The following is a 16057-nucleotide window of genomic DNA, read 5'->3' as shown; positions in this document are numbered from 1 at the left end:
GACCCCGGCGCAGGCCAGCACAAGGCGTTCCCCCACAGTTTCGCGCGCCGCAACCGGCGATTGCAGCGCGCGTATTGCCGCGCTAGCCTTGGGCGCGAGCAGACAACGATATCGGACAGAAGATGCCCCAACCCGAATTTCAGGCCATGGTCCAGCCCGCGCGGCTATATCCGCAGATCTGGCGGCTGCTGCTTGGCCTGTTGCTGATGATGTTCGTCTTTCTGGGCTTCTTTGCGATGATGGCGGTGGTGGCCTATCCCATCGTCGGGCCGCTGAACTATTTCGGTTTCATCCAGTCGCTGCAGAAACCCGTGACAATCGGCACGACCCTGTTCGTGCTGATCAGCTTCATCGGCATGTTCCTGGCCCCGATCATCGCCGCGCCCGCCTGCCATCTGCGGCCCGCGGGCACCCTGTTCGGGCCACGCGGCGAGACCCTGCGCGGCTTTGGCCTGACCGTTCTGGTGCTGGCGCCGATCTATGCCGGGCTGGCCGCGGCGGCCTGGTGGTTCATCGGGCCAGAGCCGAACATGGCTTTGGGAACCTGGCTGCGCTTGCTGCCGCTGGCGGCGCTGCTGGTGCTGATCCAGGTGACGGCGGAGGAACTGATCTTTCGCGGTTATCTGCCCCAGCAACTGGCCGCGCGGTTCAACGCGCGCTGGGTCTGGATGGGCATCCCGTCGCTGGTCTTCGCCGCGCTGCATTACAACCCCGAGGCCGGTGCCACCGCCTGGCTGATCGTGCTGACCACATTCCTTTTCGCGCTGATCGCGATGGACCTGACCGAACGCACCGGCTCGCTGGGCGTGGCGATCGGCCTGCATTTCGTCAACAACCTGTCGGCGCTGCTGTTTCTGTCGGTCAAGGGCACGATCACCGGCCTTGCGCTTTATGTGACACCGTTTGGCGTGGCCGAGGCAAGCGCGCTTGGCGGCAGCATCGCCATCGACCTGCTGATGCTGTTCCTGATCTGGCGCCTGTTGCGCCTGATCGTCATCCGCTAGATTGCAATTCACCGCGCCGGGGCTTATCTCGGGGCACGAAACGCAGAAGGCCGCGCCGATGAACTGGATCACGAACTATGTCCGTCCGACGATAAACTCGCTGTTTTCGCGGCGCGACGTGCCCGAGAACCTGTGGACGAAATGCGACGAATGCGGAACGATGCTGTTCCACCGCGAGCTGAGCGACAACCTGAATGTCTGCACCAATTGCGGGCATCACATGGCCATCACCCCCCGCGCGCGCTTTCACAGCCTGTTCGACGGCGGCATCTTCACCGAGGTCGCCGTGCCCGCGCCGCTGGCCGATCCGCTGCATTTCCGCGACCAGAAGAAATACCCCGACCGCATGAAAGCCGCGCTGAAATCGACGGGCGAGGCCGAGGCGATGCTGGTGGCCGAGGGCGAGATGGGCCGCACGCCCATCGTTGCCGCGGCACAGGATTTCAGCTTCATGGGCGGCTCGATGGGCATGTATGTGGGCAACGCGATCATCGCCGCCGCCGAACGCGCCGTGGCGCTTGGCCGGCCGCTGATCCTGTTTTCCGCCGCCGGTGGCGCCCGCATGCAGGAAGGCATCCTGTCGCTGATGCAGATGCCGCGCACCACCGTCGCGGTCGAGATGCTGAAAGAAGCCGGCCTGCCCTATATCGTCGTGCTGACGCATCCCACCACGGGCGGTGTCACCGCGTCCTATGCGATGCTGGGCGATGTGCATATCGCCGAACCGAACGCGCTGATCTGCTTTGCCGGTCCGCGCGTGATCGAACAGACCATCCGCGAGAAGCTGCCCGAAGGGTTCCAGCGCGCCGAATACCTGCTGGATCACGGCATGCTGGACCGCGTCACCCCGCGCACCGAAATGCGCGACGAGCTGATCACCATCACCCGGATGCTGATGGGCCTGACCCCGGCGGTCAAGGGCGACCTGCCCGCGCCGCAGGACGCCCCGGCGGTCGAACCCCCGCCCGCCGACGCCCCGTGAGCCCGCAGCAAAGCGACGTCATCCTGGAACGGATGATGACGCTGCACCCCAAGATCATGGATCTGACGCTGGACCGCGTCTGGCGCCTGCTGGAAACGCTCGGGCACCCCGAACGCGACCTGCCGCCGGTGATCCATCTGGCGGGCACCAATGGCAAGGGCTCGACCCAGGCGATGATCCGCGCGGGGCTTCAGGCGGCAGGCAAGCGCGTGCACGCCTATACCTCGCCGCATCTGGCGCGATTTCACGAACGCATCCGGCTGGCGGGCGATTTGATCACCGAAGACGCGCTGAGCGCCCTGCTGGACGAATGCTGGGACGCCAATGACCGGCAACAAATCACCTATTTCGAGATCACGACCGTCGCCGCCTTGCTGGCCTTTGCCCGGACCCCGGCGGATTACACATTGCTCGAGGTCGGCCTGGGCGGGCGGCTGGATGCGACCAACGTGATCGACCGGCCCGCTCTGACCGTCATCACGCCGGTCTCGATCGACCATCAGCAATATCTGGGCGACACCCTGGCCGAGATCGCGGGCGAAAAGGCGGGCATCCTGAAACGCGGCGTGCCCTGCGTCGTCGGCCCGCAGGACGATGCGGCGTTGGAGGTGATCGAGGCGCGCGCCGCGTCGCTCGGCACCCCCCTGCTGGCCCATGGGCAGCACTGGCATGTTTGGGAAGAACGCGAACGGCTGGTCTATCAGGACGAGAGCGGGTTGCTGGACCTGCCCCTGCCCAACCTGATCGGCGCGCACCAGATCCAGAATGCCGGGGCCGCGCTGGCCGCGCTGCGCCACCTGGGGCTGGACGATGACGCCTGCGAGGCCGCCGTCACCCGCGCCGAATGGCCCGCCCGCCTGCAACGGCTGCGGACCGGCCCACTGGTCGACGCGGCGGGTCGCGCCGAGCTGTGGCTGGATGGCGGCCATAACCCCGCGGCGGGGATCGCGCTGGCCGAGGCGCTGAACCGCCTGCCCCCACGCCCGCTGCACCTGATCTGCGGCATGCTGAACACCAAGGATGTCACGGGCTACATGCGCCCTCTGGCCAATGTCGCCCAAAGCCTGACCGCCGTGTCGATCCCGGGCGAGGAGAACACCCTGCCCGCCACCGACACAGCGGCGGCGGCGGAACAGGTCGGACTTCAGGCCGCAACCGCCGACAGCGTCGCGCAGGCCGTTGCGGATATCGCAAACCAAACACCGAACGCGCGCATTCTGATCTGCGGATCGCTATATCTGGCCGGTCATATCCTGCGCCAGAATGCCTGAACGCGCGCCCGGTCCAACCCGATTGGGGCGCTGCCCCAAACCCCGGAGTATTTCGTCCAAGAAGAAGCGGAACCCTGTCTTCTTCTTGGTCCAAATACTCTCGCCGAAGGCGGCGGCGTGCTGTCCTAGCTGCCCCAGGCGGCGTCCTGCATCTCGCGCAAGCGGCTGGCGGTGCGTTCGAACTCGAACGCGCCGGTGCCTTCGACATACAGCATCTCGGGCTGGGCGGCGGCCGAACAGATCAGCCGCACCTTGGCCTCGTAAAGCGCGTCGATCAGGGTGACGAAGCGCTTGGCCTCGTTGAAATTGCTGCGGCCCAGTTGCGGGATGTCGTCCAGCAGCAGCACCCGCACGGTATCGGCAATCACCAGATAGTCGCCCGGGCCCAGCGGTTTGCCGCACAGGTCCCAGAACCGGGCGCGCGCCACGCCGTTGTGGAACTTCGGCAGCTCGACCGCGCGCCCCTTGATCGTCAGCGTCAGCGGCGCGCCCGCCCCGCCGGTCAGGTCCTGCCAGATCTCGTCCATGGCCCCACGGGCCGAGGCATCGGCCGGCGCAAAGAACACATCCGCCCCCGACAGGCGGTTCTGCCGGTAATCGGTGGGCGAGGCCAGGTGGTGCACCTCGAGCCGGTCCTTGATCAGCGCGATGAAGGGAAGGAAAAGCTCGCGCTGCAACCCGTCCTTGTAAAGGTCGTCCGGGATGCGGTTCGACGTGGTCACGACCGTGACACCCTGTTCGAACAGCAGATCGAAAAGCCGCCCCACCAGCATCGCATCGGTGATATCGGTGATCTGCATCTCGTCGAAGCACAAAAGCCGCAGATCGCCCGCAAGGGCCTGCGCCACCTTGGCCAGCGCGTCGTCCACGCCGGTCTGGCGGACGGTGTGCAGGTCGGCATGCACCTCTTGCAAGAAGGCGTGGAAATGCACCCGCCGCTTTCCGGAAATCGGCACATGATCGTAAAAGAGGTCCATCAGCATGGATTTGCCGCGCCCGACGCCACCCCACATGTAAAGCCCGCGCACCGGTTCGGGTTTCGCCTTGCGCCGGAACAGGGAAAAGCCGCCACCGGTTTCGGGTGCGGCCGCCAGGGCGGTGCAGATCCGGTCCAGCGGGTCCAGCACCGCCACCTGCCCCGGATCGGCATGTATTTCACCCGCTTGCACCTTGGCGGAATAGATCTCACGCAGTGTCTTCACCATGGGTTTCCCTTAGACATTCGGCACGCATAAGAAAAGATGAACCGTCGGATCAATTCATTTCGTTTGACCCAGAGGCCCGGCTGCGAAATCCTGCGCCCGCGACAGGAGGCCCCATGACAACACGCACATCGCCCCCGCTGATCACACCCGTTCTGATCGGCGGCTGTATCGTCATCATGCTGAGCTTTGCGGTGCGGGCCAGTTTCGGGGTCTTTCAGATCCCGATTGCCGAGGAATTCGGCTGGCCCCGGTCCGAGTTCTCGTTGGCCATCGCGTTTCAGAACCTGGCCTGGGGGATCGGGCAGCCGATCTTTGGTGCCTTGGCCGAGAAATTCGGCGACCGCCGGGCGATCATCCTGGGCGCGCTGTGCTATGCTGCCGGGCTGTTGCTGTCATCGGTCGCGACCGAACCCGCGCAGCACCAATGGCTGGAATGGCTCGTGGGCTTCGGCATTGCGGGCACGGGGTTCGGCGTGATCCTGGCCGTGGTGGGCCGCGCGTCCAGTGACGAGCACAGGTCGCTGTCGCTGGGCATTGCGACGGCGGCGGGATCGTCGGGCCAGATCTTTGGCGCGCCGGTGGCGGAATGGATGCTGGGCTTCATGTCCTGGCAGAATGTCTTCGTGGTCTTTGCGGTGGTGATCATCGCCACGCTTCTGGCGCTGCCGATGATGCGCAGCCCCCAGGCCGCGACACGGGCGGAACTGGAAGAAAGCATGGGCACTGTCCTGCGCCGTGCCTTTCGCGACCCGTCCTATACGCTGATCTTCCTGGGCTTCTTTTCCTGCGGGTATCAGCTGGCCTTTATCACCGCGCATTTCCCGGCCTTCGTGACCGAGATGTGCGGCGCCATCGATCCGTCGGGCACGCTGGCCGCGCTGGGGGTCAGCACGACCTCGGCGCTGGGGGCGGTGTCGATTTCGCTGATCGGGTTGGCCAATGTGGCCGGGACGCTTTACGCCGCCTGGCTGGGCAAGCGGTTTTCCAAGAAATACCTGTTGGCGGCGATCTATACCGGGCGGACTTTGGCTGCGGCGGCATTCATCCTGATGCCGATCACACCGGCATCGGTCATCGTCTTTTCGGTGGTGATGGGGTCGCTCTGGCTGGCCACGGTGCCGCTGACCAGCGGTTTGGTCGCGCATATCTATGGGCTGCGCTATATGGGCACGCTGTACGGGATCGTCTTTTTCAGCCACCAGCTGGGCAGCTTCCTGGGCGTGTGGCTGGGGGGCCGGATGTATGACATCTATGGCGATTACACGCTGGTCTGGTGGGTCGGCGTCGGGGTCGGCGCGTTTTCGGCCATCGTCCACCTGCCCATTCGCGAAACCCCGGCAGAGCCGGTTGCGGCCTGATCTTCAGCCATTGCGCAGAAAGCCCTGTATCGCGGTATGGATCTGGTCGGGATGGGTCACGGGCAGCATATGCCCGGCCTTGGGCAGGGTGACCTGACGGGCGCGGCGGTTGGCCTGGGCCAGGCGCCCGACGGCACGCAGGGGGATGAACGGGTCATCCTCGCCCCATATCGCCAGAAGCGGGATATCGTTCCGGGCGATCTGGTGGTGTGCGCCTGTCAGATCGCGGGACAGCATGTGGCGCAGGCTGGACCGGACCGCGGGCAGGTACCCCGCAAAGCGCGTTTCCGCCATCTGGCGCGGGGTGATATCCGTCTGCGGACCACGGCGCAGCGCCCGGCGCATCAGCCACCCGCCCGGCACCCGCATCAGCCAGGCGCCGACCACCGGCACGCGCATGGCCATCCGCTCCAGCCACCGGGGGACAAAGCCCAGACCCGCCGGCGCCAGCAGGATCACACGGGTCAGGCGATGAGGTTCCTCGGCGGCGAAATCGGTGGCGATGGTGCCGCCCATGGAATAGCCCAGCAGCGTCAGATCGTCCGACAGCCCCTGATGCTCCAGCAGATCCTCGAGCTGCCTGAGGAAGAACGCCGCATCCTGCGTGCCCTCTGGCCGGTCCGACAGCCCCCGGCCATAGAGGTCATAGCGCAGCACGCGAAAGCCCATCATCCCCAGCCGCGGCACCAGCGCGTCCCAGACATAGGACGCAGATGTCAGCCCGTGGATGCACACCAGGACCGGGCCACGCACCGCGCCATCCCAGCGGTAATGGGTGCGCCCCTGGGACAGCTCCGCGAACTGGCCCGGTGCGGCGTGGCGCGCCGTATCGTCCAGCGGCCGGCGCAGGCGTTCGGCCAACAGCCACGACAGCGCCGCCGCCAGGGCCAGACCGGCAAGAAGGATCAGCGCTGCGACCATGCGTCCAGGATATAGCGGCTGGTCATCAGATCTAGATGCGCACCGCCCCCGTTCTTGAACAGGGTGATTTCATCCTCGGTTTCCCGCGCGAAACCACCGCTGCCCAGGTCATAGAAATCGGCCAGCACATCGCTGCGCTCGATCGCGCCATCGGCCAGCGGGATCTTCAGCTCGCCGATGTGATCCAGCGTGCTGTCGAAGCTATCGACATGGATGCGGGCGCGTTTCAGGGCGGCATCGTCGGCCTCGCGCATGTCGGGACGAAAGGCCCCGATCAGGTCGATATGCTGGCCCGCGCGCAGCCATTCGCCGCGCAGCACCGGTGTGGTCGACATGGTGGCGGCGGTGACGATATCGGCCTGCGCCACCGCATCGGGCAGGTCGGTCACCACGGTCACATCGGGAAAATCCGCCGCCATGCGCGTGGCCCCCGCCGCGCTGCGGTTCCAGATCAGGAAACGCGCGTCGGGAAAGGCGCTGGAATAGGCCTGGTACAGCGAATGACCCACCGTGCCCGCGCCCACGATCAGGATCGTGCGGCTGTCGGGTCGCGCCAGGCGCTTGGCCGCAAGCAGGCTGTCGCCCGCCGTTTTCCATTTGGTGACAAGGTGGAAATCGACCAGCGCCTCGAGCGTGCCGTCGCCATCGGCGTAAAGGCAGACCGCGCCGTTGACCATCGCCCGATCGCGCGCGGGATTGCCGGGAAAGATCGTGGCCGTCTTGACCGCCATGCCCAGCCCGTCGACCCAGGCCGCCCGGCTGAGCAGGGTGTCGGGATCGCGATACAGGAACGTGTCGTCCATCTTGGCCCGGGGCAGACGGTGGCCAGCCTCGATCGCGTCGGTCAATGCGTTCCAGTCCAACAGCGCCTCGGCCTCGAAGGGTACGATTTCAGGCTGCATTTGCCACCTCGCTTTCGGTCAGAAGTCCCGCCGCGACCAGCCGCGCGGCCCAGCCCGCGGGGCCGTCGAACAGATGCACCTGCCAGCCGCGTGCCCGGGCCGCGGCGATGTTGTCGGCGCGGTCATCGGTGAACAGCAGCCGGTCGGGCGCGATGCCGCAATCCTGTTCCACGATCTCATAGATGCGCGGGTCGGGTTTGATCACCCCCAGATGGCCCGAGATATAGGCCCGGTCGAAATCGCGCAGGAACGGATAGGTCGTGTCGGCGGCATAATCGAAGCTGCCAATGCCGAAATTCGTGAGCGTGAAAACCGGCACGCCGCGTGCCTGAAGCGCCCGCATCAGGTGCAGCGATCCGGGGATCAGCGGCTGGGCCATCTCCAGCCAGTCGTCGCGCCACATGCGGATCTCGTCCCGATAATCGGGATGCGCATCGGCCATGTCATAGATCGTGGCGGTGAAATCGGCGCCCAGATCCACCCGTTCGTTCATCCCGTTCAGATCGACCGCGTCGAACAGCGCGCGGCGGCGTTCCGGCCCGATCCGGCGGTCATAGAACCGTTCGGGGCGCCATTCGAACAGCACATTGCCGATATCGAAGATGACGGCTTCGGGGCGGTGAATGGTCATGGGGCCTCGCGTGCGATAGCGGCCAGCGCGCGTTCCAGCGCATCCAGAAAGCGCGAGCGGTCGGCCTTGGAAAATGCCGCCCCGCCGCCCTGACGGAACGGATCGGCGGCGCGCAGGTCGCTCATCAGATCGCGCGTGGCCAGCACATTGCCGATATTGGCGGGGGTCAGCGCCTCGCCATTGTGGCGCAGGACACGCGCGCCGGCCTCGACGCATTTGGCGGCCAGGGGGATGTCGCCGGTGATCACCACGTCACCCGTGCCTGCGCGTTCGGCGATCCACTTGTCGGCCTCGTCCGGGCCCTCGGCGACATAGACCATTTCGATGCGCGGGTTGGGCGACGGGCGCAGCCCGCCATTGGCGACCATCCGGACCTGCGCCTTGTGGCGGTCGGCGACACGCTCGACCTCGGCCTTGACGGGGCAGGCATCGGCATCGACATAGATCATCGCGCGAAATCCGATGGCAGCAGGTCCATCGAACCGGTCTTGATATGACTGCGCGCGCCTTGCGGTGCCTTTTCGAACACGACAATTGAATCATACACATTGATCGACGCCGTGGACTTGGTGAACTCCGATACCTCGAGCTTGCCCACATAGGTCGCATGAAGTTCGTCGATCTTGTTTTTGACGGTCTCCATGAACGAGGCCTTTTTGTTTATCCCGCCGCCGAAACGCGGCAGGTAGCAGCTGTGCAGATCCTCGGCCATGTAAACGCCATTCGGCGAGATCCGGTCATAGATCAGATCGAACGACGCGTTCAGATGCTCCATCCGGTGACTGCCATCATCCAGAACGATATCGAACGCATAGTCGTTCAGGATCTGATCCAGAAGCGCCGGATCGTCTTGCGAACCGATCCGCACGTCGATCCCGTCACCCGCGTATCGCGCGCAGTCGGGATTGATGTCGATGCCGACGATCTGGGTGCCGGGGCCGAAATACTGCTGCCACATGGCCAGAGACCCGCCCTTGAACACACCGATTTCCAGCATGGTCGGTGACTTACCGACGAAACGCCTGAAATGGCGCTCGTAGATGTCGAAATAGTGCAGCCATTTGTGGATCACCCTGCCGCCATTGGACAGGAATATGTCTTGCAGGCTGCGGTATTCATGCATGTCAGAGCTCATGGTTTTCAGCGGTACAGCGCAGCTGCGTGGAAATCGACGTGATCTTCCATGAAGGTCGACACGAAGAAATAGGAATGGTCATAGCCGTCCTGCATCCGGAAGGTCGCGGGCTGACGGCGTTCGGCGATGGCCTCGGCCAGGGCTTCGGGCTTCAGCAGGTCCAGGAACTGGTCCTTGCTACCCTGATCGATCAGAACCGGGCCGTCGAACCCGGTCTCGCGCATCAGAAGGCTGGCGTCATGCGCCGCCCAGGTGGTTTCATCCGCACCCAGATAGGCGCCCAGCTGCTTGCGGCCCCAATCCGATTGCGTCGGGTTGGCGATGGGCGAAAAGGCCGACACGCTGGCGAAACGGCCGGGCAGGTTCATCGCCAGTGTCAGCGCCCCGTGCCCACCCATGGAATGGCCGGTGATGGCCTGGCGATCCTCGTCGATGGCGAAATTGGCGGCCAGGACGCGCGGCAGCTCGTCGGCGATGTAATCCCACATGCGGAAATGCGGCTTCCAGGGGTCCTGGGTGGCATTCACATAGAACCCCGCGCCCTTGCCCAGGTCATAGGCCTCGTCATCCGCCACACCGTCACCCCGGGGCGAGGTATCGGGAAAGACCAGCGCTATGCCATGTTCCGCCGCCCAGCCCTGTGCGCCGGCCTTGGTCATGGCGTTTTCATGGGTGCAGGTCAGGCCCGACAGGTACCACAGGACCGGCACCGGCCCCTCGGCGGCCTCTTCGGGCAGGAACAGCCCGAATGTCATGTCACAGGCGCAAGCGTCCGAGGCATGGGTATAGACCCCCTGCACCCCGCCGAATGCGCGATTTTCCGAAACGGTTTCCATGCGACCCTCCACTGTCATTGTCCAAGGCCTAGCGCGCCACCCGGTGCGGCGCAAGTTTCAGCCGCCGCCCACCCAGGCAATCACCGCCGAAATCGTGAAGACGCTGATCACGGTCGAAATCAGGATCGAGGCCGAGGCGCGCTGCGGCGCCACACCGTAATGCTGCGCCAGGATGAAGACATTGCCAGCCACCGGCAGCGCGGCGGCGGCGATCATCACGCTGGCGGCATAGGGTTCGACCGGAAACACCATCAGCGCCGCGACGGCCACGGCAGCGGGATGCAGCGCCAGCTTGGCAAATGACAGCCACAGCGGCACCACCACCCGTTCGGCGCGGCTGACCGCCAGCGACGCGCCAATGGCGAACAACGCGCCCGGCGTGGCGGCGGCCCCCAGAATGTTCAGAAATTCCTGCATCGGGGCCGGGATCGGCCAACCCAGCGCCGACCAGCCCAGCCCAAGGACAATCGACACGATCATCGGGTTGCGCACCAGCCCGCCCGCGACCGTGCCCAGCACCCGCAGCGACACGCGCCCATCGCGCGAGCCGGTGATCAGGATGACGATCAGGCTGGAAAACACGATCAGGTCGACCGCCAGCACCAGCATGACCGGGCCAATCGCGGCATCGCCCATCAGCAGCACCAGCATCGGAATGCCCAGGAAACCCACGTTGCCAATGACGGCGCATTGCGCCTCGACCGCGGCTTCCTCGACCCCGATGCCACGGATCAGCGCGACCAGCGTCGCCAGCAGGTACACCACGATCGTCCCCGACAGATAGGCCCCGACAAAGGACCAATCCAGAACCTCGGCCAGCGACAGGTTGGCCGAAAACCGGAACAGCATCGCCGACAGGGCGAAATAGAACACGAACTTGGTCAGATAGGCCGTTGCCTCGGCGGTGAAGAACTTGGTCTTGCCCGACCAGAACCCCAGCCCGATCAGTGCGAAAAACGGCAGGGTTTTCAAAAAGACAGCCAGCATGTCACCGCCGTAGCACAGCGGCGGTGACAGCGCACGCGCGATCTTTCAGGTTCGTCAGCCGCTGCCGATCAGCACGCCCGCGGCAAAGACCAGCGCGCCGCCCAGCACCACCTGCATCGCGGCGCGCAGGAAGGGCGTGTCCATGTATTTCTTCTGGATCCAGGCAATCGCCCACAGCTCGACGAAGACGACGACCATGGCGATGATCGTGGCGGTCCAGAAATGCGGGATCAGATATGGCAGCGCATGGCCCAGCCCCCCGACCGCCGTCATGACACCCGATGCGATCCCACGTTTCAGCGGCGAGCCACGCCCCGAGATCTGACCGTCATCCGACGCGGCCTCGGTAAAGCCCATGGAAATCCCGGCCCCCACCGACGCGGCAAGCCCGACCAGGAATGTGGTCCATGTATCCTGTGTCGCAAAGGCCGTGGCAAAGATCGGCGCCAGGGTCGACACCGATCCATCCATCAGACCGGCCAGCCCCGGCTGCACCCAGGTCAGAACGAACCGGCGATGGGCCGAACGGTCCTCGGCCTCGCGCGCGTCATCGTCCAGATGATCCCGAATCAGATGCGCGGCCAGGTCGTTGTGGCCGGCCTCAGCCGCGGCCAGATCGCCCAGCAGCTTGCGGGTTGCGGCATCGGTACTGCGCTTGGCGGCGGCGACATAGAAACGTTCGGCGTCGCGCTCCATCTGTTCGGCCTCGTCGCGGATCCGCTCCAGCCCCAGGTTCTGCATCAGCCAGACCGGGCGCCGGGTATAGAAGCCCGACACATGCTCGCGCCGGATCAGCGGGATCGTCTGGCCGAAACGCTGGCGGTGCAGGTCGATCAGCCGTTGGCGATGGCCGTCCTCTTCCTGGGCCATATCCTCGAACACCTTGGCGGTATCGGGGAAATCGGCGCGCAACTGTTCGGCATAGGTGCGATAGATCCGGGCGTCGTCCTCCTCGGACGAGATCGCGAGCGCCAGTATCTCTTGTTCGTTCAGGTCGTTGAACCGCCGTCTTTGGCTGAATCCGGGTATCATGGGGCACCCCTAGTTTAGAATGGTTCTAATTTAATCACACCACCGCAAAGCTCAACCCCGGAAAAGTGAACCGATTTGTTCACTTTTGCCCTTGCGGAATCCGCCCAACAGCCAAATATGAACTGTACCGTATAGTTCATATTTGGAGATCCCACATGAAACCCGTCGCCGCGCTTGCCATTGCCCTGACCGTGCTGACCGCCGCACAGGCCAGCGCCTTTGTCACGATGGACCTGTTCCCGCCAACCATCGACGTGCCGCCGGTCCAGACGCCCGGCACGCCGAAACCCGACAATTAGGCGCCCATCCACCGCAGGATGCTTGCCGTTGGGAAAGCCAGCTGTCTATAGTCGTCACATAAGGGGATCTGCACAACTCCATGAACAATCAGATCAGAAAGGGCCGTAAATTCGAACAAGTGCTTGCGGGGGCACGCGATGTCTTCATGAAGGACGGGTTCGAAGGGGCCAGCGTTGACGATATCGCCCGGACAGCCGGCGTATCCAAGGCAACGCTTTACAGCTATTTTCCCGACAAGCGGCTGCTGTTCGTCGAGGTTGCGCAATGCGAATGCCTGCGCCAGGCGGAAAACTATGTCAGCGAGCTGCCAGCCGACGCCAAGCCGCGCGACGTGCTTTACGGCGCGGGGCGGCAGATCATCCGGTTTATGACCTCGGACATGGGCAAGAACGTGGTGCGGATGTGCGCATCGGAATCCATGCGCTTCCCGGATCTGGGGCGGCGGTTTTACGAGTCCGGTCCCGGTCTGGTACGCCGGCATCTGTGCGACTATCTGACCAAGGCCAATGACGACGGGCTGCTGGATATCGACGATCCGCTTCTGGCGGCGGACCTGTTTGCGGAAATGTGCAAGGCGCGCATCTTTCCGATGATGATGTGCTGCGTCCAGACAGAGTTTTCCGAAGAAGAGCTCGACACCATCCTGAAAGCGGCGGTCGACATGTTCATGGCCCGCTACGGCACCTGAGCGACCATCACCAAAGAAAGAACCCCCGTCCGGAAACGGGGGTTTTTCTTGTGAAGAGATCCCGGTGTCACGGGCTGGGTGGGGGCTGTAATCCGCGACACCGGGCTAGCGTCTTCTCGCTATGGAATGACATTCGCCGCGAATCCGGGCGGACGCAGGGTCAACTTGGGAATTTCTGCGGGTCATTTCCCGGCAAAATTGGGGCGCCGCTTGATTTGATGCGCGATCCGGTTCAGGCTTTGATCATGACGCTGCAACATTTCCCGCCCGTCACCGGGCAAGCCGTTCCCGAACAAGTCAGCTTTGACCGCCGTGAACTGGGCGTGATCCTGACGCTGTATGGCCGGATGGTCGCCGCGGGCGAGTGGCGGGATTACGGCATCTCGTGCCTGCGCGACGTTGCGGTCTTTTCGGTGTTCCGGCGCACGGCGGAAAACCCGCTCTATCGCATCGAAAAGCGTCCCAAGCTGCGGCTGAAACAGGGGCAATATGCGGTGATCGGCATCGACGGTCAGATCCTGAAGCGCGGCGCGGATCTGAAAACCGTTCTGCGCGTGCTTGAGAAAAAGCTGATCCGCGCCGTCGACTAGAGCGTCAGGCGCTTGTGGCCCGTGACCGGCCCGTCGCCCTGTTGCGCGATCCGGTCGATACAGGGGCCGAGCGGCTCGACCGCAACGGCCATGTGATGGACATTGGCGTGCAGCACCGTATCCGGCCCCGCCACCAGCGCGACATGCCCTTTCCAGAACAGCAGGTCGCCCCGTTGCGGCGGCGTACCCGCCGACAGATCGCCCGGCAACATCGCCAGTTGCAGATCGCTGTCGCCCGGGCAATCCACGCCACAGGCCAGAAGCGCCACCTGTGCGACACCCGAACAGTCGATCCCCTGCGCGCCGTTCCCCCCCCAAAGGTAAGGCGTGCCCAACAGCCGTTCGGCCACGGCCACCGGATCGGTTTCGGGCTGCGCAATCGGGCGCAGGTGGCGGGTGGGGATGAACCGGCCGTCCTGCGTCTGGCTGAACCGGTCGTCATGCTGCGCGGCGATGGCCACACGCGCGCCCAGCGGGATCGTCAGGGGCGACGGCGTCTTGAAATCCGGTGCGTCGAAGACCAGCGTCGCGCGCGCGCTGACAACGTGATCGGGCGCCAGCCAGTTGCCCAACGCCGCTTGGCGGACATAGCCGACATAGCCACCGCGATCGGCCTGGCCAAAGGCCCAGTCGCCGCATCGCTCCAACAGCCGGAACCCGTCGCCGAACAGCAGTTGCCGGTCAAGCCGCCCCGCTGGCAGCGTGCAATAGAGATCGGCCACGGGGGCTGTGATGCGCATCTGCTCGCCGGTAACGAAACGCTCGGCCTGGACCGTGCCGCGCAGCTCCTCCGCGGCGACCGATCCGTTGCTGGGCAAAAGGCGCGTGTCGGTCATAGCGCCAATACCTGCGGCAGCGCCTGCAACAGCGCCCGCGCGCCCTGCCCCACGCCGCCCTTGGGGCGGGCCGGAGCGGCGGCAGGTTGCCAGCCATAGATGTCGAAATGCGCATAGGCCGGGTTGTCGACAAAGCGGCGCAGGAACAGCGCGGCGGTGATCGACCCCGCGAACCCGCCCGAGGGGGCATTGTCCAGATCGGCGATGCCCGGCTCGATCATCTTCTCATAGGGCGCGTGAAACGGCATCCGCCAGACCGGATCGGCAACCTGCGCGGCGGCGGCACCCAGCGCGGCGGCAACCCCGTCCTGATCGGTGTAAAACGGCGCGATGTCGGGGCCGACAGCCACCCGCGCGGCACCGGTCAGCGTCGCCATCGACACGATCAGGTCGGCGGGTTCCTCATCCGCCAGCGCCAGCGCATCGGCCAGCACCAGCCGCCCCTCGGCATCGGTATTGTTGACCTCGACCGTCAGGCCCTTGCGCGAGGTCAGGATGTCCTGCGGCCGGAACGAGGTGGCCGAGACACTGTTTTCCACCGCCGGGATCAGCACCCTGAGCCGCACCGGCAGATCCAGCGCCATGATCATCTGCGCCAGACCCAGAACGGTGGCCGCACCGCCCATGTCCTTTTTCATCAGCCCCATCGACGCGCCGGGCTTCAGGTTCAGCCCGCCCGTATCGAAACACACCCCCTTGCCCACCAGCGTCAGGCGCGGGCCGCTGCCACCCCAGCGCATGTCGATCAGGCGCGGGGCCTGCGCGGCGGCGCGCCCGACGGCGTGTATCATGGGAAAGTTGCGGTCCAGCAGCGCGTCGCCGGTGCAGACATCGATATCCGCGCCGAACCGCGCGGCCAGATCGCGCGCGGCCTGTTCCAGCGCCTGTGGGCCCATATCGGCGGCGGGCGTGTTGATCAGATCGCGGGTCAGGCATTCGCCCTGCGCGATAGCTTCCAGCCGGGCGGCATCGACACCGGCCGGTGGTTTCAGCCGCACATCCTTGCCATTGGCGGGCTTGTAGCGGTCGAACCGATAGCCCGCCAGCAGCCAGCCCAGCGCCTCGGCCGTCAGTTCGTCGCCGGTCAGGTCGCTCTGCAGGTGATAGGTGCCTGCGGGAAGCCCCTGCGCCGCCTGCGCCAGATGGAACCGGCCGCGGGCGCGGGTCTGGGGCGTGCCAAACCCGGCGGCAACGGCCCCCAGCGCACCATCGGCCCCGGGGATCGGCTGCACCTGTCCCAGATCGCCACGGAACCCGGTTGCCTCCAGCCAGGTCCGCGCCGACGGGTCCAGCCCATCCAGGAAAGGTTGCAGACCGTCGGCCCCGACCACGTGGACGGGGATCGATTCCGCATCGGCGGCGGCGAATTTGGGGGGCAT

General features: G+C 65.2%; 18 protein-coding genes. 7 read left to right on the top strand and 11 right to left on the bottom strand.

The window, feature by feature from the left end:
- The first annotated feature begins 122 nt into the window (after positions 1-122).
- The 3 genes from CLM60_RS00490 to CLM60_RS00480 are packed head-to-tail and all read left to right on the top strand — an operon-like array spanning position 123 to position 3257.
- Positions 123-1004, top strand: a complete 882-nt coding sequence (locus CLM60_RS00490) for a CPBP family intramembrane glutamic endopeptidase (RefSeq protein WP_095587304.1) — start codon at positions 123-125, stop codon at positions 1002-1004.
- A 58-nt stretch (positions 1005-1062) separates the two neighbouring features.
- Entirely contained in the window at positions 1063-1986 is a 924-nt protein-coding gene (accD, locus tag CLM60_RS00485; protein WP_095587397.1) for an acetyl-CoA carboxylase, carboxyltransferase subunit beta, read from the top strand.
- 32 nt (positions 1987-2018) lie between these two features.
- Positions 2019-3257, top strand: coding sequence for a bifunctional folylpolyglutamate synthase/dihydrofolate synthase (locus tag CLM60_RS00480; protein WP_425427190.1), 1239 nt, complete (start codon positions 2019-2021; stop codon positions 3255-3257).
- A 125-nt stretch (positions 3258-3382) separates the two neighbouring features.
- On the opposite strand, the gene zapE is transcribed toward CLM60_RS00480, so the two are convergent.
- Positions 3383-4459, bottom strand: coding sequence for a cell division protein ZapE (gene zapE, locus CLM60_RS00475; RefSeq protein WP_425427189.1), 1077 nt, complete (start codon positions 4457-4459; stop codon positions 3383-3385).
- 116 nt (positions 4460-4575) lie between these two features.
- On the opposite strand from zapE, the gene CLM60_RS00470 reads away from it, so the two are divergent.
- Positions 4576-5820 carry an MFS transporter gene (locus tag CLM60_RS00470; RefSeq protein ID WP_095587301.1) on the top strand — a complete coding sequence of 415 codons (1245 nt, stop codon included), beginning with the start codon at positions 4576-4578 and terminating at the stop codon, positions 5818-5820.
- A 3-nt stretch (positions 5821-5823) separates the two neighbouring features.
- Here CLM60_RS00470 and CLM60_RS00465 read toward each other — a convergent pair whose 3' ends face one another.
- Genes CLM60_RS00465 through mbfA form a run of 8 tightly spaced genes read right to left on the bottom strand, consistent with a single transcriptional unit; the run spans position 5824 to position 12264 of the window.
- Positions 5824-6741 carry an alpha/beta fold hydrolase gene (locus CLM60_RS00465; protein ID WP_095587300.1) on the bottom strand — a complete coding sequence of 306 codons (918 nt, stop codon included), beginning with the start codon at positions 6739-6741 and terminating at the stop codon, positions 5824-5826.
- The gene (locus CLM60_RS00460) at positions 6726-7643 is read right to left on the bottom strand and encodes an ornithine cyclodeaminase family protein (RefSeq protein WP_095587299.1); all 918 of its coding nucleotides are present in this window, start codon (positions 7641-7643) and stop codon (positions 6726-6728) included. Before CLM60_RS00460 ends, CLM60_RS00465 begins: the two co-directional genes overlap by 16 nt.
- Positions 7633-8274 carry an HAD family hydrolase gene (locus CLM60_RS00455; RefSeq protein ID WP_095587298.1) on the bottom strand — a complete coding sequence of 214 codons (642 nt, stop codon included), beginning with the start codon at positions 8272-8274 and terminating at the stop codon, positions 7633-7635. Before CLM60_RS00455 ends, CLM60_RS00460 begins: the two co-directional genes overlap by 11 nt.
- Positions 8271-8723 carry a YaiI/YqxD family protein gene (locus CLM60_RS00450; protein WP_095587297.1) on the bottom strand — a complete coding sequence of 151 codons (453 nt, stop codon included), beginning with the start codon at positions 8721-8723 and terminating at the stop codon, positions 8271-8273. The genes CLM60_RS00455 and CLM60_RS00450 overlap by 4 nt, the downstream gene beginning before the upstream one ends.
- The gene (locus tag CLM60_RS00445) at positions 8720-9397 is read right to left on the bottom strand and encodes a class I SAM-dependent methyltransferase (protein WP_217983266.1); all 678 of its coding nucleotides are present in this window, start codon (positions 9395-9397) and stop codon (positions 8720-8722) included. The genes CLM60_RS00450 and CLM60_RS00445 overlap by 4 nt, the downstream gene beginning before the upstream one ends.
- A 17-nt stretch (positions 9398-9414) precedes the next feature.
- Positions 9415-10245 carry an S-formylglutathione hydrolase gene (fghA, locus tag CLM60_RS00440; protein WP_095587295.1) on the bottom strand — a complete coding sequence of 277 codons (831 nt, stop codon included), beginning with the start codon at positions 10243-10245 and terminating at the stop codon, positions 9415-9417.
- A 57-nt stretch (positions 10246-10302) separates the two neighbouring features.
- Positions 10303-11232, bottom strand: coding sequence for an AEC family transporter (locus tag CLM60_RS00435; RefSeq protein ID WP_095587294.1), 930 nt, complete (start codon positions 11230-11232; stop codon positions 10303-10305).
- Between the two features lie 54 nt (positions 11233-11286).
- Positions 11287-12264, bottom strand: coding sequence for an iron exporter MbfA (gene mbfA / locus CLM60_RS00430; RefSeq protein ID WP_095587293.1), 978 nt, complete (start codon positions 12262-12264; stop codon positions 11287-11289).
- 155 nt (positions 12265-12419) lie between these two features.
- Here mbfA and CLM60_RS20795 point away from each other — a divergent pair, with 155 nt between their 5' ends.
- From CLM60_RS20795 to CLM60_RS00420, 3 genes are all read left to right on the top strand, one after another.
- Positions 12420-12563: a hypothetical protein gene (locus tag CLM60_RS20795; protein WP_176473747.1), complete on the top strand. Its 144-nt coding sequence runs from the start codon at positions 12420-12422 to the stop codon at positions 12561-12563.
- Positions 12564-12643: 80 nt separating this feature from the next.
- Positions 12644-13252, top strand: a complete 609-nt coding sequence (locus CLM60_RS00425) for a TetR/AcrR family transcriptional regulator (protein WP_095587292.1) — start codon at positions 12644-12646, stop codon at positions 13250-13252.
- 245 nt (positions 13253-13497) lie between these two features.
- A complete protein-coding gene (locus CLM60_RS00420) occupies positions 13498-13842 on the top strand; it encodes a DUF2794 domain-containing protein (RefSeq protein ID WP_176473746.1) in 345 nt (114 codons plus the stop codon).
- On the opposite strand, the gene CLM60_RS00415 is transcribed toward CLM60_RS00420, so the two are convergent.
- Both CLM60_RS00415 and CLM60_RS00410 read right to left on the bottom strand, forming a co-directional pair.
- On the bottom strand, positions 13839-14678 hold the full coding sequence (locus CLM60_RS00415) for a C40 family peptidase (protein ID WP_095587290.1): 840 nt from the start codon (positions 14676-14678) through the stop codon (positions 13839-13841). The genes CLM60_RS00420 and CLM60_RS00415 overlap by 4 nt on opposite strands.
- Positions 14675-16057 (bottom strand): leucyl aminopeptidase family protein, encoded by a 1383-nt coding sequence (locus tag CLM60_RS00410; RefSeq protein WP_095587289.1) that lies wholly within the window; start codon positions 16055-16057, stop codon positions 14675-14677. Before CLM60_RS00410 ends, CLM60_RS00415 begins: the two co-directional genes overlap by 4 nt.

Origin of the sequence: Actibacterium ureilyticum, assembly GCF_002285435.1 — a bacterium.
Lineage (GTDB): Bacteria > Pseudomonadota > Alphaproteobacteria > Rhodobacterales > Rhodobacteraceae > Actibacterium_C > Actibacterium_C ureilyticum.
This window is presented reverse-complemented; position numbering and strand designations above follow the sequence as displayed.